Here is a 26,648-nt window from a genome sequence, read left to right on the forward strand (position 1 = left end):
CGGGATGACCGGCGCCCGCCCGCCCGCATCCGGAACAGCACGACGGGTGTTCCTGTTTCTAGAAGGTCCCTCGTCACCGCTCTTCATGAAGATCGCCGATCGGCTCGAGGCGATGGGGCATGTCTGCCTGCGGATCAACCTCAACATCGGCGACAGCATCTTCTGGCGTCGGCGCGGCGGATACGCGTTTCGGGGCCGGCCCGAGGCCTGGCCCCGCTGGATCGGCGACTTTCTGACCCGGCATGAGGTGACCGATCTCGTGCTTCTCGGCGAGGAGCGTCCCTATCACCGCCTTGCGACGGAGGCTGCAAAGCGACGGTCGATCGACGTCTATGTGGTCGAGATGGGATATCTGCGCCCGGATTGGCTGACGCTTGAGCGCGACGGCATGTCGACGAATTCACATTTTCCGGATGATCCCGACCACATCCTGAAGGCTGCCCGCGATCTGCCGGAGCCGGACTGGACGCGCCGGTATTTTCAGACGTTTCAGGCAGAGGCGGCTTACGATCTCCTCTACAATCTGCCCAATGCCTTCCTCTGGTTTCTCTATCCGCATTATCGCCGCCATGCGCTTTACCATCCGCTTGTGGAATATGCCGGCTGGATCCCGCGGCTCCTGCGGGAGAAGCGTCGCGGTCATGAGGCGCGTGCCACGATCGCCAGGCTGGAAGAGGGTCCGGGGCCGCTGTTCATCTTTCCTCTCCAGCTGCAGACGGACTTCCAGCTTCGGGCCCATTCGCCCTTTCACGACCAGCAGCAGGCGATCGAGGAGGTGCTGACCTCGTTCTCCCGCTTTGCGCCACGCGATGCGCGGCTCGTGGTGAAGGTCCATCCGCTCGACAATGGTCTCATCGACTGGGCCGGGACGATCGCCGAGATAGCGACACGGCTCGGCATCGGCCCGCGCGTCTCCTTTCTCGACGGTGGAAACCTGACGGCTCTGATCCGCCTGAGCGCAGGGATCGTCACCGTCAATTCCACCGTCGGACTGCATGCGCTGCAGCAGCGCAAGCCGGTGAAGGTGCTGGGCGTCGCGATGTTCGATGTGGAAAGGCTGACCGATCGGCAGCCGCTGGATCTGTTCTGGCCGGCGCCGCGTCTGCCCGATCCGGACGTCTGCGATGCCTTCTTCCGGCTGGTGGCCGCTGCCATTCAGGTTCGCGGAAACTTCTACTCGAAGGTCGGGACGGATGCAGGCGCGGACGCGATTGCCGCGCGTCTCCATGCGCGCACCGTCAACGAACCCGATGCCTTCGTCGATCCGCCACCGCGCAAGCGTCCGGAGAAGCGCGCACGGATGTGAGCCAAGCCCTTGTGCCTGTCGCGCAAACGCGTGCGGCGGTTTTGCGATGCCCGATATGCGGTCGTCACGGACCCGAAGCACAACGCGCTTAGCGGAACGATCGCGGCGCGCTTCAGGCGACGCCGGCGCGCAGCAGGTCGTGAATGTGGAGGATGCCGACCGGCATTTCGGTGTCATCGACGAGGAAAAGCACCGTCACCTTGCTCGACTGCATGACCTGCATCGCGGCGCTGGCGAGCAGTTGGGGAGAGATGACGCGCGGCTTGAGCGACATGATCGCCTCGACCGTCTCCTGCAGAAGATTATCCGACATGTGCCGGCGCAAGTCGCCATCGGTGATGACGCCGGCAAGCCGACCGTCCGCATCGACCACGCCGACGACGCCAAAACCCTTGGACGACATCTCGATCAGCGCCTGCCCCATCGGGGCACCCACGGGGAGAAGCGGCAGGGCGCCGCCGTGATGGGCGAGTTCGCCGACGCGCAGCAGCTGGGCGCCGAGCTTGCCGCCCGGATGGAACGTCTTGAAGTCCTCGGCGGAGAAACCGCGGCGCTCGAGCAGCGCGATCGCGAGAGCGTCCCCGACGGCCAGTTGCAGCAAAGCCGATGTGGTCGGCGCCAGGCCATGCGGGCAGGCCTCGTTGACCTTGGGTATGACGATCGGCACGGTGGAATGACGGGCGAGAAGACTGTCGCGGTTGGACGTCAGCGAGATCACCGGCACCTTGAAGCGCTGCGCATAGGCCAGCATATTGCCGAGTTCGACCGTTTCGCCCGACCATGACAGGAGGATGACCAGATCGTCCGACGTGATCATGCCGAGGTCGCCATGGCTGGCTTCCGTCGGGTGGACGAAATAGGCCGACGTTCCCGTGGAGGCCATGGTGGCAGCGATCTTGCGGCCGATATGCCCGCTCTTGCCGACGCCGGAGACGACCACGCGGCCGTTTCGGTCGGCGATCAGCGCGACGGCATCGGCCAGATTGCGGGCGAAGACGGCATCATTGGCAAAGCTGGTGGCGAGCGCGTTTACGCCGTCGACCGTGGTGGCAAGCGACCGCCCGATGGAATCGAGAACGGCGCTGTGCTCGGTCAGGCTGGCGTCGATGGATCTGAGGCTCATTCTGTCTCTCCCGGCAATCTTCCCGCGGGTTACTCCCTGCGCACAGAAAGATCAACGCATGATACGGACAGGCGCAAGCGCGGCTGTCGCCGGAGCAAGGCCCTCAGGGAAGATCGGAGACCGGCGGCGGCTCAGCTGACGCGCTTGACGACGGTTTCGTCCGGCAGCGCCGCGCGCTGTTTTTCGGGATTGGCGATGAAATCCTCGAGCGTCATGGAATCGAGGATATCGGCCATGGCGTCGCGCACGATGGTCATGGACCGACGCACCTCGCAGGTTTCCGGATCGTTGCAATCGTCGCAGACCTCATAGGCGGTGCGGCTGGCGCAGCGGATGGGCGCGAGAGGGCCGTCAAGCGTTCGCACGACCTGGCCGATGCGGATCTGGGACGCGGGGCGCGACAAGGAATAGCCGCCGCCCGGCCCTTTCTTGGATTTCAGGAAGCCGGCATTGCGCAATTCGAGCAGAATGGCGTCGAGGAACTTCTTCGGAATGTTGTTGCGGGTCGCAATCTCGGTGATAAAGGCTGTCTCACCCGGATCCAGATGCGCCAGATCGACCAGCGCCTTCAATCCGTACTTCCCTTTTTTCGTCAACATTCCGCTTGCTCGTCCTGAGAGGCACCATGCCCGCCTATTCAGGCACGCTGCGGTCGCAGCCTAGCACGTTTGATGCCTTTCAGACATAGGTGAGCAACCTCGTAGCGAGGTTTTTACCGGAACAGCTGCAAAATGCCGTTCGGGACGGGCAACACGCTTCAGGCAGCCAGGCCCGACAGACGCCCACGCGGCGCGGAAGCGCCGTCGAGATGCGCCAGGACAGCGTGCCGCGCAGCGTCCGCGCTGGCGAAGCGCTGTGCGTCGAGTTCCCAGACATGATACTTCACGGCAACGAACTTCAACGTGCCGGCATCGGGTACGACGACGCCAACGGCTTCGCCATTGATCTCGATGACCTGCTTGTGCGTCGCATTCGCGTTGTTGTTTTCGGTTTCCATGGTCAACGCTCCTTCCACGCCGAAGGCGGGAGTGTCTGTCAGTTTCGCAAATTGGGGAGGTTTAATCCGAGGTCACATTCGCGAAAGCGAACACATCCACCGGTCTGCCACTGCTTCACGACACAGGGAACGCGAGGCGCAGAGGAAGGCGGTACGGTCAAATTGCAACATGCCTTCTCCTCTGGCTGAAACCGCCCCAAGGGAGCGGATCTGAAACACACCGCCGACACAGTCTCTGCGGATAGTCTCAAACTAGTGCAGTCTAGTTCCGAAGTCAAATACAAATTAAATCACGGCGCAATTTCATTCCAAAAAAACTCAATATGCCGCCCTAATCAAACGTCTCATTCCGATTTTTGCCACTTTTCGAAAAATTATGCTGATTCAACCAAGCGCCGCGAGTCAGGCACATGCGGCAGATCTAGTGTGTTTCTCGCATGAGAAAAGGGCGACCCGTAAGGCCGCCCCATGAAATTTTCATGACGTTTCGGATTCGGGATCGAACGCCCGATTCCGTCAGCCCTTGACCGGTTCGCCGGGTGCGCCGGGTGCGCCGGCGCCGCGGGCCGTTTCGCGATCCTTCCACCAGCGGCTGAGGAACAGCAGGATCGGGCCGCCGATGTAGATCGAGGACGTCGTCGCGACGATGACGCCGAAGATCATCGGCCAGGCGAAGCTCTTCACGGCATCGCCGCCCCAGATCGCCATGGGCACCAGAGACAGGGCCGTTGCCATGGAGGTGAAAATGCATCGCGCGAGCACCTGATTGATCGACATGTCGATCAGTTCGGAGAACGGCATCGACTTGTACTTCCGCATGTTCTCTCGCATGCGGTCGTAGACCACGACCTTGTCGTTGACGGAGTAGCCGATCATCGTCAGCACGGCGGCGATGGCCGTGAGGTTGAAGTCGATCCCGGTCAGCGCGAAGAAGCCGATGGTCTTGGTGATGTCGAGCAGCAGAACCGCGATGGCGCCCACCGCGAAGTGCCATTCGAACCGCCACCAGATGTAGATCAGGATCGCGATCATGGCGAGCGACACGGCGAGGAAGCCGGAGCGTGCGAGCTCGGCACTGATCGTCGGGCCCACCACTTCGGTCCGCTCGAACGAGGCATCGGGAATCGTGCTGGCAACGGCGCCCTTGATCGCATTCAGCGCAACCGTCTGCTCCTGCTCGCCGCCCGGCTGGCGCTGGACGCGGATGAGAACGGACGTGCCCTGGCCGAATTCCTGCAGCGCGACTTCGCCGAGGTTCAGGCCTTCGAGGTTTTCCCGCAGCTTCGGCAGGTCGAGTTTCGTCTGGGACGTGGTTTCCACCTGGATGCCGCCGACGAAGTCGATGCCGTAATTGAGGCCCGGCGTGAAGAACAGGATGATCGAGCTGATCGACAGGAAAGCCGACGTCGCGATGGCGATGTAGCGGCCGCGCATGAACGAGAAGGCAGGCAGATGCCGGACCTTGCCGAACAGCGAGGGAATGTCGAGCTTCTTCATCTTCCGGCGCACGACCATTTCCCGCATCATCAGGCGGACGACGGTGATGGAGGTGAACATGGAGATGACGATGCCGAGCATCATGGTCACGGCGAAGCCGCGAACGGGGCCCGAGCCGAAGGCAAACAGCAGCACGGTGCCCGAAAGCGTCGTGACGTTGCTGTCGATGATGGTCGCATAGGCCTTGTTGAAGCCGATATCGAGCGCCTTCATGGCGCCGGCGCCGGCTGCGGTTTCTTCCCGGATACGGGCGTTGATGAGGATGTTGGCATCGACGGCCATGCCGATGCCGAGAATGATACCGGCGATGCCGGGCAGCGTGAGCGTGGAACCGAGCATGCCGAGCACGCCGATCGTCAGGATCGTGTGCAGCAGCAGGCCGATATTGGCGATCATGCCCCAAGAACCGTAGAGCACGACCATGAGCGTGACGACGAGGATGAAGCCGGCGAGGCCCGTATAGATGCCCATCCGGATCGAGTCGGAGCCGAGATTGGGGCCGACGGAGCGTTCCTCGATGATGGTCAGCGGTGCCGGCAGCGCGCCGGAGCGCAGCAGCGCGGAGAGCACGGTCGCTTCCTGGGCGGTGAAGTTGCCCGAAATCTGGCCCTGTCCGCCGAGGATCGGCTCGCGGATGACCGGCGCGGTCAGGACCTTGCCGTCCAGCACGATGGCGAAAGGCTTGCCGACATTGTCACGCGTGATTTCGGCAAACTGGCGGGCGCCCTGTGCGTCGAAGGAGAAAGAGACGATCGGCTCATTGGTCTGCTGGTTGAAACCGGCCTTGGCGTCGGCCAGGCGCTCGCCGGAAATGGCGACGCGGGTCTCCACCGCATATTTGGCCGGGTCGTTGGCGCCGACGAGAATATCGACGCCGCGCGGCGCGACACCGTTCGGATCGACCGTCTGATCGACCATGTGGAAGCTCATCTGGGCGGTAGAGCCGAGAAGCTGACGCAGGCGCGTCGGATCCTGCAAGCCGGGCAGCTGGACGAGGATGCGGTCGGAGCCGACGCGCTGGATCAGCGGTTCGGCAACCCCGACCTGGTCGACGCGTCGACGGATGATCTCAAGGCTCTGGTCGACGGCAGCGGTCATGCGCTCGTCAAGGCCGGCCTGTGTCAGGCGAACCGTGATGGCGGCATCGGCACTGGTGATGTCGATGTCGGATGCGGCCGTTCCGAAGCCGAGCGGGCTTGCCGGCGCGGCGAGCGCATTGATCTTGGGGAGAACGCGATCCCGCGCGGCGGCATCCGCAATCGTCACGACGATGGCGTCGCCGGCAATCCGAGCGGACGAGACGGGCACGCGCTCGGTGCGCAGCACGCCACGGATGTCATCGAGCAGCGTGTTCAGCCGGGCCTGTCGCAGGCCGGCGGCATCCACCTCGAGCACGAGGTGGGAGCCGCCCTTGAGGTCGAGACCGAGGGTGACCGGCTTGACCGGGAGATAGGCGGCGTAACGCTGCTGCGTTTCCACCGAGAGAACGTTGGGAAGCGCCGCGATGATCCCGAAGAGGGTGATCGCGACATAGGCCAGAATGGCCCATTTCGATGTGCGCATGAAGATTTTCCAATATCGTCCGCCCTGACCCTCAAAGGGCTCGGCGGGTCGTGAAGGCCGAAAGGATGTGACGCGAAGAGCGCCGGCGCGTCAGCGGCGGGATGGCGCAAGAGCCGGCGGCGCGCGGGCTTCCGCCGCCTCGGAGACGCCGCCGTCCAGCCGGTGGCTGCGGCCGGCGGTCGCGATGAAGGCTGCCGGACGCAGCAGATCGGGTGCACGGAACACCGCGAGAGACAAGGGATCGGGGCCGCCGGGCACGGGTTTCGCATCGATCCGCTCGGCCGTGAACCGCACATCGGCCGGCTGGGCGGCGCGCAGCGCTTGCCGCGAGAGTGCCGGTTCGGCCGCGCGGCCATCCCGGTTTTCCCGACCCGAAACGTCACCCGGTCGCAAGAACGCGCCGGTTCCGGACGCAACGAGCTGGGCAGAGGCGACGAGCGGCATCGCAAGCACCGCGGCAAACAGCCAAAGCAGCGCCAGAAGCCTGGTCGAGGCTCCCCACACGGCCCGGTCCCATTGCCGGCGGCGCTTCGTTCTGCCGAACCCGTCGTTCACGGGGATGTCCTTCCCTGCGGGTCGCGTTCCGGCGATCCGTTCATGCGGGCCTTACAATCATTCCCGGCCGGCAAAGTCAAATCACGCTGCCTCCCGCTGCAGGGCGAGGCCCGAGCAGCCATTGTGCCAGCGTCAGCCGGCGCTGCGATGCAGCGGGCAGATCAGGCCGGTCGGACCGCCTTCGCAGGCCACGCAGAGTGCGTCGCCGTCGAACGTCTGAACCGTGCAGCCGGCCGCTTCGAGAGCTGCCTGCGTTTTCGGATACCCCGAGATCATCACGATCTGGCCGGGCTTCAGCGCGAGGACCTGCAGACTGGCACCGTTGCTCGCATGGAACTCGTCGGCCGGCGCCTCGATGAGGCTGATGCCCCATTCCTGCAGGATCTGGTAGAGCGCCACGGGCAGAAGCGGCGCGTAGACCAGGGCCAGATCACGCCGCACGGGACTGACGATCGAGGACAGGTGGAAGCAGGCGTCGTCCCCGTTCCAGAGCGGCAGGTCGTAGCTGAGAACATCGACCCCCTGGGCAGCGAGAATGGTCGCGAGCTGTGCGATACCCTCGTCATTGGTGCGCAGCCCGCGGCCGATCAGCAGCGTTTCGGCATCCAGCCAGATGGTGTCGCCACCCTCGACGGCGCCGAAACCGTCGATCCGACCGAGTATCGGAATGCCCGCCTTCTTGCAGGCGGCTTCGTGCAGCGCCACTTCCTTGCGCCGCCCGTCCTTGCCCGGCCGCAAAAGCACGGCCCCCTGCGGCGTCATCAGCAGCGGATCCTGCGTAAACATCGCATCCGCAAGACCATCCCCCTTATCCTCGATCCAGAGGATCTCGGTGCCGGATTGCTCAATGAGCGATGTAAAACCGGAATATTGCCCGATCGCCTTTTCGGCATCGAACCCCGCACCATAGTGCCAGGCCGCGGCGTCGGCAGCCATCAGGCTCTTTCCCGGGCGGCGCATCAGAGCCTGTTTGAGAGGGGACGACATATCTCGAACGCCGAATTCCGCCATGGTCACTCCTTGCCGATCAAAGCGCCCGGCGGCGCGGCGGCGATCATAGGCAGGATCCGGACGGCGGCAAGACCTCGAAAAAAAAGCCGCAGGACGGGACGTTCCTGCGGCTCAAAAAATCGGGACAGTCTATCAATCGACACCGGGGGTACGGCATCGATCGCCGCACTTTAACGAACGCCCGTGTGCGGAACTTTAAGCGGATCGGGACAATTTTATCGAGTGCGGGCTTTCATGCCGACCGCTGCAGCCTGGCTCAAGATTGCGACGATAGCTTTCCTCGCATGCCGGCGGGCATCGGGCGTCCAGCATGTCCGCACCATGCGGATACCCGATCCGCCCGCCGGCATCTCCCCCCATCGCCTGCCCTCCAGCGATCATTTTCCCGGCATCACGGTTCAAGTGTCGCGCGACATGCGCTACTGCAGTCTGAAATGACAGAGCGCGACCACGGAATACGGCGCGGCGGACGCTTGCCCGGACGGCGGAAGGATGGCAGCAATGAAAATGGCGGCGGAATGCCAATCGATGGCGGATATCCGGACGGAGATCGACCGGCTGGACGAGACGATCATGCGGCTTCTGGCTGAGCGCTGGAGCTATATCGGCCGTGCGGCGGAGATCAAGACGGACGCCGGCCTGCCGGCCGATATCCCGAGCCGCGTCGATGAGGTTCGCGCCAATGTCCGACGCCATGCGGCCGATCTCGGTCTCGACCCCGCATTTTACGATACCATCTGGTCGCAACTGATCCGCCACAGCATCGTGCGGGAAGAAGAAATTCTCGGGCCGCAGGAGACAGGCCGGACCGCCTGAGGCGGCCGGGCTTCTACCAGACCTTCCAGGGCGGCATACCTTCTTTCCAGAGGCTTTCGAGGCGAACCACATCGTGGCGCGTATCGACAGGTTGCCAGAAACCCTCATGCAGATAGGCGCGCAACTGGCCCGTCTGGGCAAGCGCGTCCAGCTCCGCTGTGCGATCCGACAGGAACACGTCCGCGATCGCGCTCAGAGACGACGGTGACAGAATGAGGAAGCCGCCGTTGACAAAGCCGGATTCCGGCCTGGCAGAAAGTGCGCGCACCTCGACACCTTCCAGGTGAAGCGCACCGTAGCGTGCCGGGGGATAAACGGCCGCAACCGTCATTCCCTGGCCGTGGGCGCGATGAAAAGCGAGGCTTGCGCCGATGTCGATGCTTGCGAGACTGTCGCCATAGGCGAGGCAGAAGGCCTCCTCGCCCTCGAGATGGGCCGCAATCTTTTGCCGTCTCTGGTCGCTCGAGACCGCGTCGCCCGTGTCGATCACGGTCACCCGCCAGTCTTCCACGCCGGCAAGATGGATATCCGTGCTTTTGAGCGACAGGTCGAAGGTCACGTCCGCGGTGTGCAGTGCATAGCCGGCGAAGAAGGTCTTGATCTCCGCCGCGTTCGCGCCGCAACATATGACGAAGTCGCTGATGCCATGCGCCGCATAGATCTTCATGATGTGCCAGATCAGCGGTCGCCCGCCGATCTCCACCATGGATTTCGAGATATTGCCAAGGCCGGGAAAACGAAGGTCAGGGCCATCCGCCAGAATCACGGCCTTCACCGGACACCTCTGGCCGATGGCGCGGCGCGCTTCGCACAGTGTGCGGCATCTCTTATCGAACGCATCGTCTTCCGACCTCCGTCATTGTGAGATGGGAGGTAGAGCGCGGTGCGATGCGGTCAAACATCAGAGGGCTGCGATGTAACTCGCCAGCCGGTCCGCTGCCGTGCGGATGTGGAGCGGGTCGCGCAGGAAGCAGGCCCGCATGAAGCCCGCACCGCCCTGTCCGAACGCCGTGCCGGGTGCAAGACCGACCAGCGTCCGGTCGACGATGTCGAGCGCTGCCGCGCGCACGTCGGTGATGCCGTCGATCTTCAGGAAGGCGTAGATGGCGCCATCCGGGCGGAGCGTCTCGACCCGGTTCGTCGCAATCAGCGCGTCGCAGAGGATATCGCGCGACATGGTCGCCTTGACGACGTTCTGGCGGGCGAATTCATCGCCATGGTCGAGCGCCGCACAGGCGCCGGCCTGAATGAACGGCGCCACGCCCGAAGTCGAGTACTGGATGAGATTCTCGAGCGCTTGCCCGATTTCGGCCGGGGCAACGATCCAGCCCGCCCGCCAGCCGGTCATCGACCAGTTCTTGGAAAAGGAGTTGACGAAGATGATCCGGTCTTCATCCTCCATGACATCGAGGAAAGACGGCGCGCGCGCATCGGCGTAGAAATAGAGCGCATAGATTTCGTCGGCGATGATCCAGAGCCCATGGCGGCGGGCGAGATCGAGAAGGGCGACGAGATCGGACTGCGTCGCCGTCCAGCCGGTCGGGTTCGACGGCGTGTTGACGAAGATCGCCTTGGTCCGCGGGGTGATCGCCGCCGCGATCCGGTCGAGATCGAGCTGCCATTTTCCATCCGTAAACGACAGGGGCACGCCCACGGCGCGCGCGCCCGAAAGCTCCGCGGAGGCCGCGAAGTTCGGCCAGGCCGGCGTGAGGAAGAGAAGTTCGTCGCCGGGGGACGCCACCGCTTCGACCGACAGCTTGATCGACTGCATGCCGGAGCCGGTGACGAAGACGTTGTCGATGCCGAGCGTCTTGTGAAAATGCCGGTCGTAATAGCGGACGATCGCCTGGCGAAGCTGCGGAATGCCGCGCTGCCAGGTGTAGAAGGTCTCGCCCGCCGTCAGGGAGTCCCGCGCCGCCTGCGAAATGAAATCCGGCGTCGGCAGGTCACCCTCGCCCACCCAGAGCGGAATGAGCCCTTCGCGACCCCGCGCATAGTTCACGACCTCGACGATGCCGCTCTGCGGCGCGGCAAGCGCGCGGGCGCTGAGGCCAGGCGAAGCTTGGCCTGTCGATGCGGAGGTGTCAGATGGGGACTGCGACGAGGATGACGACATGGCTGGCTAGGGTCCGGTTGGCGACACCGACCTCCTAACGCCTTTCGACCGGACGATCACGCGATAATCGCTGGCCGTCCGATCGATTTTCGTGATGTGTCGCCTCAGACGCGCGGTGCGCGCAGCAGATCGCGGATTTCGGTCAGCAGCTGAACGTCTGCCGGCGGCGGAGCCTCTTCTTCCTTGCCCTCGCGCTTGTCGCGCTCGACAGAAGCCCGCAGCTTGTTCACGCCCTTGATCATCATGAAGATGATCCAGGCGAGGATGAGGAAATTGATGAAGACGGTGATGAAACTGCCGTAGGCGAAGATGGCGCCCTGCTCGCGGGCCTGGGCGAGCGTCGTGGCTGTCACGTTGCCGCTGAGCACGAAGAAGTAGTTGGAGAAATCGAAGCCGCCGCCCGTCAGCGCGCCGACGACCGGCATGACGAGGTCGTTCACGACGGAATCGACGATCTTGCTGAAGGCGGCACCGATGATCACACCGACGGCCAGATCCATCACATTGCCGCGGGCGATAAATTGCTTGAACTCGTTCAACATCCCAACTCTCCTTTGACGTGCGCCAGACGCGCCGATCCCCAACTGGAACCTATCGCCTTTCGGTAGAAAGGAAAGCCGCAACGATACGCTTTCGTGATCCGCCACTTTCTCAGGCAGGGGCGGCTTCGACTTAAGACCAAACCCAAGGCAATTCTCTTGGTCGCGTCTTTCACCTATGATCCGGATCGAGCGCAGGGTGGAGGAGGAAACCATGCTATCCGGCACGGTCGTGTTTGCGGCCGCTTTCACCTACCTGCTGCTGCTTTTCGCCGTTGCCAGCTATGGCGACCGGGCGGCGCGCAAGGCGGCGTCGAGCGGCGTGGCTGCGCGTGGCCGCCCCGTCGTCTATGCATTTAGCCTCGCAATCTACTGCACCAGCTGGACCTATTTCGGCGGCGTCGGCCTTGCCGCAGAACGCGGGCTCGAGTTTACCGGAATCTATATCGGCCCGATCCTCATGTTCACGCTGGGACTGCCGATCATCCGCCGCATCACGACGCTCGCCAAGTCGCAGAAGCTGACATCGGTGGCCGATTTCATCGCGGCACGTTACGGCAAGAACCCGACAGTTGCCGGCATCGTGGCGCTGATTTCGCTGGTGGGGGCCATTCCCTACATCGCTTTGCAGCTCAAGGCCGTGTCGAGTTCGATGGCCGTGCTGGTCGATACCCGGCCCTACGGGCTCGACGGCGGAGCGGCCTTCATCGATCTTCCCCTGCTGGTCACGCTGTTTCTCGCCTGCTTCGCCATCGTGTTCGGCACCCGCCACACGGATGCGACCGAGCATCAGGACGGGCTGATCCTCGCCATCGCCATGGAATCGGTCGTCAAGCTCGTGGCGCTCGTCACGGTCGGGCTCTACGTCGTCTTCTTCCTGTTCGACGGCCCGGCCGACATGCTGACCCGCGCCCGGGACAACAGCGCCGTCATGGACGCCCTGACCTACCAGACGCCCATGGCGCGCTGGATCGTCCTCACCGTTCTCTCGGCCGTTTCCATCATCCTGCTGCCGCGCCAGTTTCATGTGACGGTGGTGGAGAATCGCACGGCCGGCGAACTGCGGACGGCGGGCATTCTCTTTCCGCTCTATCTCATCGGCATCAATCTCTTCGTGCTGCCGGTCGCAATCGCCGGCATGCTGACATTTCAGGGAAACGGCGTCGCGGATCTCTATCTCCTGACGCTGCCGCTGTCGCACGACCTGCCGATCCTGACCCTCGTCGCCTTCATCGGCGGTTTCTCGGCTGCGACCGCCATGGTCATCGTCGCCTCCGTCGCCCTGTCGATCATGCTGTCGAACGACATCGTCATGCCGATTTTCCTGCGGCGAAACCTGACGGGTCGAGGCCGCTCCAAGGATGTCGGCGCCACGCTTCTGAACGTCCGCCGCATGGCGATCTTCGCGGTGCTGCTGCTCGGCTACGGCTATTATCGGGCGGCCGACATCACCGCAGGGCTCGCATCGCTCGGGCTCTTGTCCTTTGCCGCGATCGCCCAGATGGCGCCGGCCATGTTCGGGGGGCTCGTCTGGCGGCAGGCGAATGCCCGCGGCGCCATCGCCGGCATGACCATCGGTTTCTTCGTCTGGGCCTATCTGCTGTTCCTGCCGAGCCTCGGCGGTCCCGACAATTCGCAGGTGGCGGCGACCATTCTCGGCTTCCTGTTTCCCTTTGCCGACATGTTCACCGCCGAGACCGCCGATCCCCTCGTGAATGCAACGGCGCTCAGCCTCCTGTTCAACACCATAGCCTATGTGGTCTTCTCCCTGTCGCGCGCGCCAAAACCGCTGGAACGGCTGCAGGCCGGGCTGTTCATCCGCCGGGCATCGCGCACGGAGCGCGCCTTTCGTGGCCGCAAGACCAAGATCACCGTGCTCGACCTGAAGAGCACCATCGCCCGCTATCTCGGCGAAGAGCGGATGCAGCGGTCGTTCGAGACCTATGCGAAGAAAAGCGGACGACGGCTCGAGGACGGGCAGCCGGCCGACATGGCGCTCATCCATTTCTCCGAACAGATCCTCGGCAGCGCCATCGGCTCGTCTTCGGCGCGGCTCGTGCTGTCGCTGGTGCTGCAGCGGCTCGATGATACCTCGCCGGATACGGCCATCCTGCTCGATCAGGCCAGCGAAGCGCTGCAATACAATCAGGACATGCTGCAGACCGCCTTGTCGCAGATGGACCAGGGCATCGCCGTCTTCGACAGTTCCAACCATCTGATCATCTGGAACCGCCGGTTCCGGCAATTGCTCGATCTGCCCGAGGCGTCCGGCCAGGTCGGCTTTCCCCTGTCGGAGATCGTCGCGATCCTGACGCAGCGCGGCGACCGGGTGCGCGACGGTGAACCGGCCTTGCTCACGAGCTTCCTCGCCCTCGACAAGCCGTTCCAGCTGGTGCTGTCGGGCGGCGAGCGGATCATCGAGGTGCGCAGCAATGCCATGCCGGACAAGGGCCTGGTCACGACCTATACCGACATCACCCAGCGGGTGGCGGCCGATATCGCGCTGCTGCAGGCCAACGAAACGCTGGAGGCCCGCGTGGCCGAGCGCACGGCCGAACTGACGCGGGTCAACCGCGAGGTGGCGGAGGCGCGCGCCGCGGCCGAGGAGGCCAACAACGGGAAAACGCGCTTCTTCGCCGCGGCCGGCCATGACATCCTGCAGCCGCTGAATGCGGCGCGGCTCTATTCCTCGTCCCTGGTCGAGCGTCTGGGGGCATCCGAAAACCGGCTTCTGGTCCAAAACATCGATTCCTCGCTCGAGTCCGTCGAGGCCATTCTCGGCGCCGTGCTCGATATTTCCCGGCTGGACACGGGCGCCATGAAGGCACGACTGCAGACCGTTCCGCTCGACGATTTCCTGCGACGCATCGAGACCGATTTTGCGCCCGTCGCCAAGGCGAGCGGCCTGAAGCTGACCGTCATGCCGACCTCGCTGAATGTCCGCACCGATCCGAACCTGCTCAGACGCCTGGTGCAGAACCTCGTGTCGAATGCGGTGAAATACACGCCGCGTGGGCGCGTGCTCGTGGGGGTCCGGCGCCGGGGGGCGGAGGCCGTGATCGAGGTGATCGATTCCGGCATCGGCATTCCCGCCTCGAAATTCCGCACCGTCTTCAAGGAATTCGCGCGGCTGGAGGAAGGTGCGCGAACGGCCTCCGGGCTCGGGCTGGGCCTCTCGATCGTCGACCGGATCTCGCGCGTCCTGCACCATGCCGTCGATCTTCAGTCGCGACCGGGCAAGGGCACCCGGTTTCGGGTCACGCTGCCGATCGAGGCGGGGGCGCTTGCGAAGCCTGCTTCCGTGGGGGATATCGCCAATGCCGGACCTGCAATGCCGATGAACGGGCTCGCCGTTCTCTGCATCGACAATGAGCCGCGGATTCTCGAAGGCATGCGCAGCCTTCTGGAGAATTGGGGATGCCGCGTGATGACGGCGGCCTCGGCCGAACTCTGGCTGTCGGCCAAGATCCGCGACATGCCGGATACCATCATCGCCGATTACCATCTCGATCACGCCACGGGGATCGATGCGATCCGCGACATCCGCGCAGCCTGTGGCCGCGACGTGCCGGCGCTTCTGATCACGGCGGATCGATCGGTCGAGGTTCGGGCCGCCGCGGAGCGCGACGGGATCGCGCTTCAGAACAAGCCGGTGCGGCCGGCAGCGCTGCGGGCCTGGCTGACCCGCTCGGCGGCCATGCCGAAGGCGGCAGCCGAATGATCAGGTTGCGGTGGCGTAATCCTCACGCGGCGGCGGCGTGAAGATCACGCCGCGACGGCCGTGACCTTGCCCAGTTGGATGACCGCCTGCGTGCGGCTGTCGACATTGAGCTTCAGGAGAATCGCCGAGACGTGCGCCTTGATGGTCGCCTCGGAGACGCCGAGCTCATAGGCGATCTGCTTGTTGAGCAGGCCCTCGGCCAGCATGGCGAGAACGCGCGACTGCTGCGGTGTCAGCGTGTTCAGCCGCTGGATGAGGTCGGCCACGTCGGGCTCATGACTCATGCCGCGCCGGAAACCCGCCGGCGTATAGAGATTGCCGGCGATCACCGTATCGATCGCGCCGCGGATATCCTCGATTCCGGCCGATTTCGACAGGAAGCCGCAGGCGCCGAGATCGATCGCGCGGGTGATGGTGGCCGGCTCGTCATGGGCGGAGACGATCAGGATCGGCAGCGAGGGAAACTCGGTCCGAAGGACCATCAGGCCGGAAAAGCCGCTGACGCCGGGCATGGTGAGATCGAGCATCAGGAGATCGGCATCGGGATGCAGTGCCGCCGCAACGCGCACGGCACCGAAGTCGCCGGCCTCCACGATATCCGGCGCCCCCGGCATGGCCGCCAGCGCCTGCCGCATCGCCCCGCGAAAGAGCGGATGGTCGTCCGCAACGATGATGGTCATACCCTGTGCCATGATGCTCTCTCCTCGAGCGACCGGCCGTCAGGTCCTCCAACCCGTCAGCCGGCGTCATGCCTCGTCTTTCCCGCAGACCTTCCGGCAATCCTTGCCGTTCCGGCCGTCCCTGCCGTTCCGGCAATCGCCCGGATCACGTCTTCCGCAGGTCGCCGTCAGGGTCAGACGCCGGCGGGGTTTTCTCCTCCCCCTGCCACTCGCGTCCGAAGTCCCGGGCGATCCCCATGAAGCTGCGCAACATTCTATCCATAATGCCCATGGTCTGGTCAATCTCTTCCTGCGTCGGCAACCGAGGCGAGAAGCCTTCCGGCGCATCCTTCACGACTTTTTCCAGCGTTTCGACGCGCTTTTCGAGAAGATCGAGCTCCAGATCGTAGGCCGTCCGCTCGTCGGCGGCCATCCGGCAGACGAGATCGCCGGCTTTTTCCTGGCAGAGCGTGACCTCGCCCGTCTGCGTGTCCAGTCGCGCGATGCCGGTATCGGTCTTCTGCATGCTGTAGCGACCGGGCGCCGGCGCCTGCGACAGGGCCGGGGTAACGCCGATCAAAAGTGCGACGACGGCAAGCGGCAGACCGTGCGGCGTGAGGCGACGGATGGGGACGGGGTTGGACATGGCGGCAAGCTCCTTGGTCGGTCATCGTCGGGCGCGGTTGGCGTTCGGACACGTCATGTGAGACGCGTGTCGCACGAGTGGTGGACTTTTACGGCGCTTTGCGGCAAGTCCACGGCATCGGAGGCGACCGGTTGCCGGGCCCGTCTCGTCGCAGCGCAGGTCGATCCATCGACGAGAGCCTTGCGACCCGAGACCGGCCCCAAGGACGGGACCCGAAGCGCTGCACGCGTGTTGCGGATCATCTCTCCGCCCCTCGTTGCAGTGTATCAGAGCGACGAGGAGCAAGCACCATGTCCGGCATCATCTACAAAATCGTACCGACGTCTCTGTGGCGAAACGCACAGGCTGCCGGAACGTTCGAAGGCGCGCCGGTCGATCTTGCCGACGGCTTCATCCACTTCTCGACGGCGGACCAGGTCGCGGAGACCGCACGGCGGCACTTTGCCGGACAGGACGATCTGCTGCTGGTCGGCATCGACGGAGACAGGCTGGGCGAAGCGCTCGTCTACGAGACCTCCCGCGGCGGCGCGCTGTTTCCGCATCTCTACGGTCCGCTTCCCATGACCGCCGTTCTGTCCGAGCAGGCTTTGCCGCTGTCGCCGGATGGCCGCCACCTCTTTCCGGAGCTCGAGGCATGAAAGCGCATCTCGAAGCCCTGGCGCGGCGCGCACTGTTTCTCACCGATCCGGAAATGGCGCATGGGCTTTCCATCAAGGCCCTGCGGTCGGGCCTCGTGCCGTCGCATGCGGCACCCGCGGATGCACGGCTGCGCCAGTCGGTCGCCGGCATCGGCTTTCCCAATCCGCTGGGCATGGCCGCCGGATACGACAAGAACGCCGAGGTGCCGGAAGCGCTTCTGCGCCTCGGCTTCGGCTTTACCGAGATCGGCACCGTCACCCCCCGCCCGCAGGCGGGCAACGACCGGCCGCGCATCTTCCGGCTGGTTCGCGACGAGGCCGTCATCAACCGGCTGGGCTTCAACAATGAGGGGCATGCCGCGGCTCTCGATCGCCTGAAAGCCTGCCGGGCCGATCCGCTGATCGGCGTGAACATCGGCGCCAACAAGGACAGCACCGACCGCGTGAACGACTATGTGCTCGGCATTCGCTGCTTTGCGCCGGTTGCCCGGTATTTTACCGCCAATATCTCCTCGCCCAACACACCCGGCCTGCGCGACCTGCAGGCCCGCGGCAGCCTGTCCGCTCTGCTGACGGCGGTGCTGGAGGCGCGCGACATTGAGGCGCGCAAGCTGAAACGCAAGCTGCCGGTGTTCCTGAAGATCGCGCCCGATCTCAGCGACGAAGGTCTGGACGATATCGCCGCGGAAGCGCTGGCCCACCCGCTCGACGGGCTGATCATTTCCAACACGACGCTCTCGCGAGCCGGGTTGACCGACACGCGACAGGCGGCGGAGGCCGGCGGTCTTTCCGGCAAGCCGCTCTTCGATGCCTCCACGGTGGTTCTGGCGAAAATGCGCCAGCGCGTCGGTCCCGACCTGCCGATCATCGGTGTCGGCGGCATCCATTCGGCCGAGACGGCGGCCGAGAAGATCCGGGCGGGGGCCGATCTGGTCCAACTCTATTCCGGCATGATCTTCGAGGGGCCCGGGCTGCCGAGCCGTATCGTGAGCGGCCTCTCGCGCCTCTGCGACCGCGAGGGCCTGAGCTCGATCCGCGACATCCGGAATTCGCGCACCGCCTACTGGGCCGCGAAGGTCTGAGCCGACCGCCGGGGCACGCGCGACAGGAGCAGCAGGCCGCGGCAGAGCAGGAACAGGTTCAGTGCCGCCCAAAGGCCGTGATTGCCGAAGACCGGCACGAAGGCGAGGAGCGCTGCGATATAGATCGCGAAGGCGGCCAGCATCATGTTGCGCATGTCGCGCGACCACGTCGCGCCGATGAAGACGCCATCCATGAGAAAGGCAAGCGCGCCCGTCATCGCGGTCAGGGCCGCCCACGGCGTATAGGCATGAGCGACGCTGCGCACGTCGGGCGCCGTGGTCAGGAGATCGACGATGTCGTCTCCGAACACCAAGAAGGCGAGCGTCGTCAGCGCGGCGAGCGCGAAGGACCAGAGCGCCGTCATCTTCAAGGCGCGGTCGAAGGCAGGGCGATAGCCCGCACCGATGGCGCGACCGGTCAACTGTTCGGCCGCATTGGCAAGGCCGTCGAGGTAGTAGCCGGCGACGAGGAAGATCGTCATCAGCACGGCATTGGCCGCAAGGGTCACCGGCCCGAAGGACGTGCCGACCCGCGTCATCACCAGGAAGACGGCGAGGAGGACGAAGGACCGGATCATGATATCGCGGTTCAGCGCGAAGAGGCGTGTCAGCCCGCTGCGCTCGGCGATCGCGCGCCAGGTGGGCTTTGCCGTCGGGTCGAAGCGGGACACGACGATGGCAAAGCCGACGAGGGCGCCGACCCCTTCGCCGGTCAGCGTCGCGATGGCGACGCCGGCCACGCCCCAGCCGACATAAAGCCCGAGCGTGATCGACAGGACGATGTTGACGCCATTGATCAGCGTCTGCAGCAGAAGGCCGAGCGTCGCCTGCCCGCGCCCGAGGACGTAGCCGAGGATGGCGTAATTGGCGAGCGATGCCGGGGCTGCGAGGATGCGCCAGAGGAAATACGTCCGCGTGACATCGGCCACCGCCTGTCCGGGATCGAGCAGGGCCAGCCCCGCCCAGAGAAGAAGCGGGGACAGGGCGATGGTCGCGAAACCCGCCGTGAGCGCGATGATCATCGAGCGCCAGAAGACGGTCTGCTCCTCCCGCCGGTCGCCGCGCCCGAAAGCCTGCGCCACCAGTCCCGTGGTTGCCGACCGCAGGAAGTTGAAGGTGACGAAGATGAGGTCGAAGACGACGGCCCCGACCGCGAGCCCCGCCAGCAGCGTCGCGTCGCCAAGGCGCCCGACGACGGCGGTATCGACGAGACCGAGGAGCGGCGTCGTGAGAAAGCCGAGCGTCATGGGAACGGCGATGGAGAGAATGAGCCGGTGGGTGACCCGGAACGGGCCTGCACCTTCGCCGATGCTCATACCGTCATGCCCGGGAATGTCTGCCTGCATGTCCATCCTCTCCCGACGTCACGCAGCGACATCTCCGGCCGCTCAGATGCCGGAGGAGAGCACCATGGCCCAATAAGGCCGGTTGCCGGAGGCGGGATTGCGCATGACGGCAACGCCCAGACCTGAATAGCCGGGTCCGAGCATGTTTTCGAGATGTTTCGGCGAGTTCAGCCAGGCAAGATAAGCCTTCTGCGCGTCCGCCTGCCCGACCGCGATATTCTCGGCCGCGGGCAGGCTGACCGACTGGCTTTTCATACGTGCGCCAAAACTATCGGTGATGCCGATCAGATGAGCCATCTTGCCGGCTTTCGCCATGCGCCCGGCCTGCGAAAGGGCGGCACTTGCGGCTGCCGGGTCACGCGACAGGGGGCTCAACCCGCGCGCCTTGCGCAGATTATTGATGAGGCCGAGCGTCGCTTCGGTTTCGTCGCTGCCGTCCCCGGGCGGTGCGAGCACGGAGGTCGTATTGCAGCCGGCGAGCCCGCCAAGCGCGAGGAGGGTCGCGGCCGTCAGAAACGTGCGGCGGTTCTGCGATGAGGGAAACGGCATCTCTATCGACGGAAACTCAGGAGCCGGAGCACGATGAAGATCGGAATGACCACCGCCGCGCCGATCAGCAGATATTCGCCGACATCGCCCAGCGCATCGAAGCCGGTATACCAGAGCTCGAGGAAGAAATCGCGGATGCTGCGGAAGATGCCGTAGGGCGTCCAGCCGAACACGGTCATCACGAAGCCGACGACCAGCGACAGGACCAAGAGCTTCACGATCACCCGACCGGGCGAATCGCCGAGAAACCTGTTCAATCCATCAGCCATACTCAAGCGTCTCCTCGGGCGGTCTCGCGCGACATGTTCCAGCGCCGTGCTCACGGCCCTCATCCGCATGTAGCGGCCAAGGCCTCCTGTCGCAAGCATTGTGGGCGGAATCGCGGCGTCTGCGCGCCAGGACGCGAAATCGCTTTTCAGTCTTTCGGCGAGAGCCTATGTGATCGCGCGCCCTTTCGCGCCGGAGCCCGCCCATGAACGCGCATCAACTGTCCTCCGGCGATCTTCTCGCCGACCGGCGCGCCGAATATGCCCAGATGCTGGCGGCAAGCGGCGACCATGCGGAGGCCGCCGATCTCATGCGCCAGGCGCTGGAGCGGGTGCCCGACTGGGCCGCCGGCTGGTTCCGGCTTGCCGAACACGAGGAGAAGGCCGGAGAGCGCGAGGCGGCGGCCGCCTCGCTCGCCCGCGTTCTCGACCTCAATCCCGACGACATGTTCGGCGCCCGCCTGAAACGCGCCGTGCTGGGTGCCGACACGGTGCCCGGACAGGCCCCAAGCGCCTATGTGGCAAGGCTTTTCGACGACTATGCCGACCGGTTCGATGCCGCCCTCGTCGAGCGGCTGGACTATACGGTTCCCGGCCGGCTGGCCGCCATGGTCGAGCGCTTCACAGGCGGGGCGACGCTGGAGCGGGCGATCGATCTTGGATGCGGGACCGGCCTGTTCGGTGCGGAAATCCGGCATCGCGTGGGCATGCTGGAGGGTTACGACCTCTCCTCCAACATGCTGGCCAAGGCGGCGGAGAAACATCTCTACGACCACCTCGGAGACGCCGACCTTTCCCGGCCTCTCGACACCTCCGGTCTGGTCACCCCGGACTTCCCGGAAGGTCGCGCGGATCTCGCTGTCGCGGCCGACGTGCTGATGTATCTCGGCGATCTCCTGGCCGTCTTTGCCATCGTGCCGGCTCTGTTGAAAGCAGACGGGCTTTTTGCCTTCTCCGTCGAGGATGCGGAGGCACCCGTGCCGGAGGTCGTACCCGGTGGCGCGTCCGAGGGTTTCGTTCTGCGTCCCTCGCTCCGCTACGCCCATTCCGAAGGCTACATCCGCAAGCTCTGCCGGACCGCCGGCCTAGAGGTGATCGACATGGCGCGCGCCGTCATTCGCAAAGATGGCGCACAAGATGTCGTCGGCATCCTGTTTCTTTCGCGCAAGGGCCTCTGAACGACGCTTTGTTGCGAAGTTGAGATAGGTCAGCATCCCTTACGTATTTGCCTTGCAAAGTCTTTGGAAAGGCCGATGATATCGGTGTTTCCAGGACACGGAGCACAGTGCCTGTCCTGTCGAAACGACAAGCATTTCTGACCCCGGATCAGGCGCCAAGCCTGTCGACATCGACCTCAACGCCTTTTCGGAGCGAATGCCATGTCCTTGATTTCCGCCCTCGGGTTCTGGAATACCAATGCAGCACGCCATACGCCGATCGAGGACGTGCAGGGGGTATTTACCGGCAGCCTAATCTCGGCGCTCGGGCTTTACATCCTCGCCAGCGCCGGGCTTCTGACAGGCAGCACGGCAGGCATCGCCTTCCTGTTGCATTATGCGCTGGACGTGAACTTCGGCGTCGCCTTCTTCCTGCTCAACCTGCCGTTCTTCTATCTCTCGCTCAAGCGCCTGGGCTGGGCCTTCACCATCAAGACCTTCATCGCCATCGGCCTGACGTCGGTCATCGCCGACATGCAGTCGCGCTTCTTCTTGATTTCAAGCATTCATCCGGCCTGGGCCGCCCTCCTCGGCGGGCTCCTGCTCGGCTACGGGCTGCTGGCGCTTTATCGCCATCGCGCCAGTCTCGGCGGCGTCGGCATTCTCGGGATCTACCTGCAGGAACGTTTCGGCATCCGCGCCGGGCTGGTCCAGCTTGCCATCGATCTCTGCGTCCTCACCGCCGCCTTTTTCGTCACCCTGCCGTCGGTGGTGTTCTATTCCGTGCTTGGCGCCGTCGCGCTCAATCTGTTCCTCACGATCAATCATCGGGCCGATCGCTACATCGCCTTGTAACGCGACGTGAGGGGTAACGCGCCGTGAGGGGCAAAGCCGGCGGGAACGCCCTACGGCTTCATTTCGACGTGTGGTAGCCTTCCAGCCAAGCCTCGCGCTTTGCGCGGCTGGACGTGGCATAGGGGCAGGAGCGGGCAGACAGCCCTGCAAATGCCGCATTGCGCCCCTCACATCGCAGACGGGCCGCATCGTCCGGCGTCAGCGTCGGCTCGACGTCTGCCGTATCGTCCGGCTTTGGCAGGCCCTCCTTCAGTTTCGCCTCGATCCTGCGCAAGGTCGCCAGAACGGGCGGCGCCCGCTTTTCGTCGATCCGCGGGAGGGTCGCGTCTGCGCGCGGTTCCGGAACACTGCCTGACACAACGAATGTCATTGGCTCTCTCCTTTTCGGTTAATGTTCAGGTTGTCCTCTTCTATCATATATTCGTAAAATATGTTTCTGCATTTCAAGGGCCGGGCCGAACACCGGTCTGCGGCGCCGCTTCGTCCATGGCCTTGCGCACCGTCTCATGAATGTCGGCGTCCTTTTCAGGATCCGTCTCGCCATCGTGATGCGCCGCATTGCCGCCATCCTTGCGCGCCAGTTCGCGATCGATCGTGGCACGGTCGCCTTCCGCCGGCTCCTGAAGGATCTTGTCGTCGGTCGGTGTCTTGTCTCTCTGGTCCATGATGCCGTCCTCTCCATGTCTCCCCGCCAGTTTTCTGGCGACCAAGAGAAACGAGCGGTGAATTCGATGGTTCCTTGAACGGTTTCGGACCGTCCCTTTCCCATGCAAAGCTGAACGCCTGTCTGGAAAGAGCGGTGCCTGCGTTCTACATTCGTACCCGTGAAACAGATCCCGTCCGTCCAGTCCGCATCGCCGGCCTTTGCCCTGCCCGAACCGTTCCTGCGCTGGTTCTCGCGCAAGGGATGGCAGCCCCGTGCGCATCAGCTCGATCTGCTCGCGCGGATGCGCGGTGGCGAGAGCATGCTGCTGATCGCGCCGACCGGGGCCGGCAAGACGCTTGCGGGCTTTCTGCCCTCGCTCGTGTCGCTCACCGAACGCGGCCGCATCCCACCCGGCTCCGGGTTTCACGGTATCCACACGCTCTATATTTCACCGCTGAAGGCGCTGGCCGTCGATATCGAGCGCAACCTGATGACGCCCGTGGGCGAGATGGGCCTGCCGATCCGGGTCGAGAACCGGACCGGCGATACGCCTCAATCCAAGCGCCAGCGCCAGAAGCTCGATCCGCCGGATATCCTCCTGACGACGCCCGAGCAGCTGGCGCTCCTGATCGCCAACGGCGAGGCCGAGCGGTTCTTCAAGAACCTCGAATATGTCATCTTCGACGAGCTGCATTCGCTGGTGACCTCCAAGCGCGGCCATCTTCTGGCGCTCGGTCTCGCGCGGCTGAGACGGCTTGCCCCGGCGCTGAAGACGATCGGCCTTTCCGCAACGGTGGCCGACCCGATGGATCTCCAGCGCTGGCTCGTGGCGCAATCCCCCGATGAGCAGGCCGCCGCGGGTCTGATCACCGTCGCCGGCGGAGCGAAACCCGACATCTCCATCCTTGCAAGCGAGGTGCGCGTGCCATGGTCCGGGCATACGGCGAGCTATGCCATGCCGGAGGTCTACGAGGCGATCAAGCGGCACCGCACCGCCCTCCTCTTCGTCAACACGCGCAATCAGGCGGAGCGTCTTTTCCAGGCGCTCTGGACCATCAACGACGACAACCTGCCGATCGCCCTGCACCACGGCTCGCTCGATGTCGGTCAGCGGCGCAAGGTGGAGGCGGCCATGGCGGAGAACCGCCTGCGCGCCGTGGTCGCCACCTCGACGCTCGATCTCGGCATCGACTGGGGCGATGTCGATCTCGTCATCCATGTGGGCGCGCCGAAGGGGGCGAGCCGCCTCGCCCAGCGGATCGGCCGCTCCAACCACCGCATGGACGAGCCGAGCCAGGCGATCCTCGTGCCGGCCAATCGTTTCGAGGTGATGGAGTGCCAGGCGGCGCTCGACGCCAATTATCTGGGCGCGCAGGACACGCCGCCGGTCGGCCAGGGGGCGCTCGACGTGCTGGCCCAGCATGTGCTCGGCATGGCCTGCGCCGCGCCGTTCGATCCGCTCGAACTCTATGACGAGATCACCAGCGCCTCGCCCTATGCCGAACTCCCATGGGAAACCTTCGAGCGCATCATCGATTTCGTGGCGACCGGCGGCTATGCGCTGCGCACTTATGAGCGCTATGCCCGCATTCGCAAGACGGAGGACGGGCTGTGGCGGGTCTCGAACGGCAAGGTCGCGCAGCAATACCGGCTGAACATCGGCACCATCATCGAGTCGCCGATGCTGAACGTGCGGCTGGTCGGCAAGATGGCGAGCAAGGCGCGCCTGGGACGCGGCGGCCTGTCGCTCGGCAAGGTCGAGGAATTCTTCCTGGAGATGCTCTCGCCCGGCGACACGTTTCTGTTCGGCGGCAAGGTCATCCGCTTCGAGGGCATTCATGAAAACGAGTGCCTTGTGACGCAGGGCTACAAGCTCGACCCCAAGATCCCCTCCTATGCCGGCGGCAAATTCCCGCTCTCGACCTATCTCGCGGCCCAGGTTCGCCGGATGCTCGCCGACCCCGAAGCCCATGCCGACCTGCCGGAGCAGGTGCGCGACTGGCTGGCGATCCAGCGCGACCTCTCCATGCTGCCGCGCGAGGACGAGCTGCTGATCGAGACCTTCCCCTATGGCAACCGCTACTTCATGGTCGCCTATGCCTTCGAGGGACGGCTCGCGCACCAGACGCTCGGCATGCTGCTGACGCGCCGGCTCGACCGGGCGGGGCTGAACCCGATGGGCTTCGTCGCGACGGATTATTCGCTGGCGATCTGGGGCATGGAGGATATGACGCAGGCGTTTCAGGCGGGTCATCCGTCGCTTGCCGACCTGTTCGACGAGGACATGCTGGGCGACGACCTGGAGGCCTGGCTGGACGAGAGCTATCTGCTGAAGCGCACGTTCCGCAACTGCGCCATCATCGCCGGGCTGATCGAACCCCGCCACCCCGGCAAGGAGAAGACCGGCCGGCAGGTGACCGTATCCAGCGACCTGATCTACGATGTGCTGCGCAGCCACGAGCCGGATCACATTCTTTTGGAAGCGACCCGCAACGATGCGGCAACAGGGCTTTTGGATATCGGGCGGCTTGGCGATATGCTGGTGCGAATCAAGAGCCACATCGTTCACAGGCCGCTCGAAAAGGTCTCCCCGCTCGCCGTTCCGATCATGCTGGAAATCGGCCGGGAATCCGTGCCGGGCCAGGCACCGGATGCGCTGCTGGCGGAAGCCGCAGACGAGCTGATCTCCGAGGCGATGGGCGAACATGCCGATATCCAGGGCCTCTCGCGGGGGCTCGGCATGCCGGCTCTTTCGGACGACTCTGACAAGCCGGGATCCTGACCGGTGGGAACGACGCACTGATGCACCGCCTTTACCACGCCGGCCGCACCGCGGCCGATGCCTATCCTGCCCTGTCCGAGCGCATCGCCATCAACGGCGTTGCCGCCGTCTGCGATCCGCTCGGCGGCCTGCACCTGCCCGACGACGACGTGCTCGTCGTTTCCGACCTGCACCTGGAAAAAGGCTCGGCCTTCGCCCGGCGCGGCATGATGCTGCCGCCCTATGACACGCTCTCGACACTCAGGATCCTGCAGGCGATCATCGCGCGCCACAATCCGAAGACCGTGATCAGCCTCGGCGACAATTTTCACGATCGCGTCGGCTCGGCACTGATGCCGGAAATGTTTCGCCAGATGATCGTGGACATGGCGCGCGGTCGGGAATGGATCTGGATCAACGGCAACCACGATCCGGACGGTGCCGCGACCCTGCCGGGCGCATCCCTCGACGAGTTGCGGCTCGGCGGGCTCACCTTCCGGCACGAGCCGAGCCCCAACGCGGTGCCGGGCGAGATCGCCGGACACCTTCACCCCGCCGCCATCGTCCGCCGCCGCGAGAAATCCGTACGCCGCGCCTGCTTCGCCACCGACGGCACCCGCCTCGTCATGCCCGCCTTCGGCGTCACCACCGGCGGCATGGACCTCGCCCACCCCAATATCTGTGGCCTGTTCGACCAAACGAGACTGACCGCACATATGCTCGGCCGCGACCGGATCTATTCGGTGCGGTTTGCGAATTTGCGGGGGTAAGTTCGGCGAAGGCAGCGGGCGCGGGCGCC

The 26,648-nt window shown here is 64.6% G+C and carries 25 protein-coding genes and 1 pseudogene; 10 read left to right on the forward strand and 16 right to left on the reverse strand.

Annotation, left to right across the window (positions count from 1 at the left end):
- Positions 1–4 precede the first annotated feature (4 nt).
- Complete coding sequence (locus C8J36_RS10120; protein WP_132534491.1) at positions 5–1,306, forward strand: capsular biosynthesis protein; 1,302 nt, start codon at positions 5–7, stop codon at positions 1,304–1,306.
- Positions 1,307–1,418: 112 nt separating this feature from the next.
- Here the strand turns inward: C8J36_RS10120 and C8J36_RS10125 are convergent, their stop codons facing one another.
- The 6 genes from C8J36_RS10125 to C8J36_RS10150 all read right to left on the reverse strand — a co-directional run bounded on the left by C8J36_RS10125 (position 1,419) and on the right by C8J36_RS10150 (position 8,052).
- Positions 1,419–2,429: a KpsF/GutQ family sugar-phosphate isomerase gene (locus tag C8J36_RS10125; protein WP_132534493.1), complete on the reverse strand. Its 1,011-nt coding sequence runs from the start codon at positions 2,427–2,429 to the stop codon at positions 1,419–1,421.
- A 131-nt stretch (positions 2,430–2,560) separates the two neighbouring features.
- On the reverse strand, positions 2,561–3,028 hold the full coding sequence (locus C8J36_RS10130; RefSeq protein ID WP_132534495.1) for an Rrf2 family transcriptional regulator: 468 nt from the start codon (positions 3,026–3,028) through the stop codon (positions 2,561–2,563).
- A 158-nt stretch (positions 3,029–3,186) separates the two neighbouring features.
- Positions 3,187–3,426 (reverse strand): hypothetical protein, encoded by a 240-nt coding sequence (locus tag C8J36_RS10135; RefSeq protein WP_132534497.1) that lies wholly within the window; start codon positions 3,424–3,426, stop codon positions 3,187–3,189.
- A gap of 516 nt (positions 3,427–3,942) precedes the next feature.
- On the reverse strand, positions 3,943–6,486 hold the full coding sequence (secD, locus tag C8J36_RS10140; RefSeq protein ID WP_132534499.1) for a protein translocase subunit SecD: 2,544 nt from the start codon (positions 6,484–6,486) through the stop codon (positions 3,943–3,945).
- 90 nt (positions 6,487–6,576) lie between these two features.
- A complete protein-coding gene (locus C8J36_RS10145) occupies positions 6,577–7,041 on the reverse strand; it encodes a hypothetical protein (RefSeq protein ID WP_062595149.1) in 465 nt (154 codons plus the stop codon).
- 132 nt (positions 7,042–7,173) lie between these two features.
- Complete coding sequence (locus C8J36_RS10150) at positions 7,174–8,052, reverse strand: arginine deiminase family protein (protein WP_132534501.1); 879 nt, start codon at positions 8,050–8,052, stop codon at positions 7,174–7,176.
- Between the two features lie 234 nt (positions 8,053–8,286).
- Between C8J36_RS10150 and C8J36_RS10155 the strand changes: the two genes are divergently transcribed.
- Both C8J36_RS10155 and C8J36_RS10160 read left to right on the forward strand, forming a co-directional pair.
- Positions 8,287–8,490 carry a hypothetical protein gene (locus C8J36_RS10155; protein ID WP_132534503.1) on the forward strand — a complete coding sequence of 68 codons (204 nt, stop codon included), beginning with the start codon at positions 8,287–8,289 and terminating at the stop codon, positions 8,488–8,490.
- Positions 8,491–8,544: 54 nt separating this feature from the next.
- Positions 8,545–8,868 (forward strand): chorismate mutase family protein, encoded by a 324-nt coding sequence (locus C8J36_RS10160; RefSeq protein ID WP_245506517.1) that lies wholly within the window; start codon positions 8,545–8,547, stop codon positions 8,866–8,868.
- Between the two features lie 13 nt (positions 8,869–8,881).
- Here the strand turns inward: C8J36_RS10160 and C8J36_RS10165 are convergent, their stop codons facing one another.
- The 3 genes from C8J36_RS10165 to mscL all read right to left on the reverse strand — a co-directional run bounded on the left by C8J36_RS10165 (position 8,882) and on the right by mscL (position 11,526).
- Entirely contained in the window at positions 8,882–9,643 is a 762-nt protein-coding gene (locus C8J36_RS10165; protein WP_132534505.1) for a glucose-1-phosphate cytidylyltransferase, read from the reverse strand.
- 126 nt (positions 9,644–9,769) lie between these two features.
- Positions 9,770–10,984 (reverse strand): pyridoxal phosphate-dependent aminotransferase, encoded by a 1,215-nt coding sequence (locus tag C8J36_RS10170; RefSeq protein WP_132534507.1) that lies wholly within the window; start codon positions 10,982–10,984, stop codon positions 9,770–9,772.
- A gap of 104 nt (positions 10,985–11,088) precedes the next feature.
- Complete coding sequence (mscL, locus tag C8J36_RS10175) at positions 11,089–11,526, reverse strand: large conductance mechanosensitive channel protein MscL (protein ID WP_132534509.1); 438 nt, start codon at positions 11,524–11,526, stop codon at positions 11,089–11,091.
- Positions 11,527–11,737: 211 nt separating this feature from the next.
- Between mscL and C8J36_RS10180 the strand changes: the two genes are divergently transcribed.
- A complete protein-coding gene (locus tag C8J36_RS10180; protein WP_132534520.1) occupies positions 11,738–15,244 on the forward strand; it encodes a PAS domain-containing hybrid sensor histidine kinase/response regulator in 3,507 nt (1,168 codons plus the stop codon).
- Between the two features lie 44 nt (positions 15,245–15,288).
- Here C8J36_RS10180 and C8J36_RS10185 read toward each other — a convergent pair whose 3' ends face one another.
- The gene (locus C8J36_RS10185; RefSeq protein ID WP_132534522.1) at positions 15,289–15,936 is read right to left on the reverse strand and encodes a response regulator transcription factor; all 648 of its coding nucleotides are present in this window, start codon (positions 15,934–15,936) and stop codon (positions 15,289–15,291) included.
- Between the two features lie 133 nt (positions 15,937–16,069).
- A complete protein-coding gene (locus C8J36_RS10190; protein ID WP_245506518.1) occupies positions 16,070–16,549 on the reverse strand; it encodes a hypothetical protein in 480 nt (159 codons plus the stop codon).
- Between the two features lie 290 nt (positions 16,550–16,839).
- Between C8J36_RS10190 and C8J36_RS10195 the strand changes: the two genes are divergently transcribed.
- The gene (locus C8J36_RS10195; RefSeq protein WP_132534524.1) at positions 16,840–17,187 is read left to right on the forward strand and encodes a DUF952 domain-containing protein; all 348 of its coding nucleotides are present in this window, start codon (positions 16,840–16,842) and stop codon (positions 17,185–17,187) included.
- Positions 17,184–18,269 carry a quinone-dependent dihydroorotate dehydrogenase gene (locus tag C8J36_RS10200; RefSeq protein WP_132534526.1) on the forward strand — a complete coding sequence of 362 codons (1,086 nt, stop codon included), beginning with the start codon at positions 17,184–17,186 and terminating at the stop codon, positions 18,267–18,269. Before C8J36_RS10195 ends, C8J36_RS10200 begins: the two co-directional genes overlap by 4 nt.
- Here C8J36_RS10200 and C8J36_RS10205 read toward each other — a convergent pair.
- From C8J36_RS10205 to C8J36_RS10215, 3 genes are read right to left on the reverse strand one after another with little or no spacing between them, the layout of a single operon-like run.
- Positions 18,248–19,621 carry an MATE family efflux transporter gene (locus C8J36_RS10205; protein ID WP_165915017.1) on the reverse strand — a complete coding sequence of 458 codons (1,374 nt, stop codon included), beginning with the start codon at positions 19,619–19,621 and terminating at the stop codon, positions 18,248–18,250. The genes C8J36_RS10200 and C8J36_RS10205 overlap by 22 nt on opposite strands.
- A 36-nt stretch (positions 19,622–19,657) precedes the next feature.
- On the reverse strand, positions 19,658–20,164 hold the full coding sequence (locus C8J36_RS10210) for a CAP domain-containing protein (RefSeq protein ID WP_132534530.1): 507 nt from the start codon (positions 20,162–20,164) through the stop codon (positions 19,658–19,660).
- A gap of 2 nt (positions 20,165–20,166) precedes the next feature.
- Positions 20,167–20,433 (reverse strand): DUF6460 domain-containing protein, encoded by a 267-nt coding sequence (locus tag C8J36_RS10215; protein WP_062595160.1) that lies wholly within the window; start codon positions 20,431–20,433, stop codon positions 20,167–20,169.
- 203 nt (positions 20,434–20,636) lie between these two features.
- On the opposite strand from C8J36_RS10215, the gene C8J36_RS10220 reads away from it, so the two are divergent.
- Together C8J36_RS10220 and C8J36_RS10225 are read left to right on the forward strand one after the other, a co-directional pair.
- Positions 20,637–21,608, forward strand: a complete 972-nt coding sequence (locus C8J36_RS10220; RefSeq protein ID WP_132534532.1) for a methyltransferase domain-containing protein — start codon at positions 20,637–20,639, stop codon at positions 21,606–21,608.
- Positions 21,609–21,809: 201 nt separating this feature from the next.
- Positions 21,810–22,442: a YitT family protein gene (locus tag C8J36_RS10225; protein ID WP_132534534.1), complete on the forward strand. Its 633-nt coding sequence runs from the start codon at positions 21,810–21,812 to the stop codon at positions 22,440–22,442.
- A 58-nt stretch (positions 22,443–22,500) separates the two neighbouring features.
- Here the strand turns inward: C8J36_RS10225 and C8J36_RS10230 are convergent, their stop codons facing one another.
- Positions 22,501–22,812, reverse strand: a complete 312-nt coding sequence (locus C8J36_RS10230; protein WP_132534535.1) for an Rmf/CrpP family protein — start codon at positions 22,810–22,812, stop codon at positions 22,501–22,503.
- 73 nt (positions 22,813–22,885) lie between these two features.
- Complete coding sequence (locus C8J36_RS10235) at positions 22,886–23,107, reverse strand: hypothetical protein (protein ID WP_062595164.1); 222 nt, start codon at positions 23,105–23,107, stop codon at positions 22,886–22,888.
- A gap of 159 nt (positions 23,108–23,266) precedes the next feature.
- Here C8J36_RS10235 and C8J36_RS10240 point away from each other — a divergent pair.
- Both C8J36_RS10240 and pdeM read left to right on the forward strand, forming a co-directional pair.
- Positions 23,267–25,795: pseudogene (locus C8J36_RS10240) on the forward strand (ligase-associated DNA damage response DEXH box helicase); the annotation flags it as partial.
- A 95-nt stretch (positions 25,796–25,890) separates the two neighbouring features.
- The gene (gene pdeM / locus C8J36_RS10245; RefSeq protein WP_132534537.1) at positions 25,891–26,619 is read left to right on the forward strand and encodes a ligase-associated DNA damage response endonuclease PdeM; all 729 of its coding nucleotides are present in this window, start codon (positions 25,891–25,893) and stop codon (positions 26,617–26,619) included.
- Positions 26,620–26,648: the final 29 nt, after the last annotated feature.

Origin of the sequence: Rhizobium sp. PP-F2F-G48 (genome assembly GCF_004342335.1) — a bacterium.
Taxonomy (GTDB): Bacteria; Pseudomonadota; Alphaproteobacteria; order Rhizobiales; family Rhizobiaceae; genus Ferranicluibacter.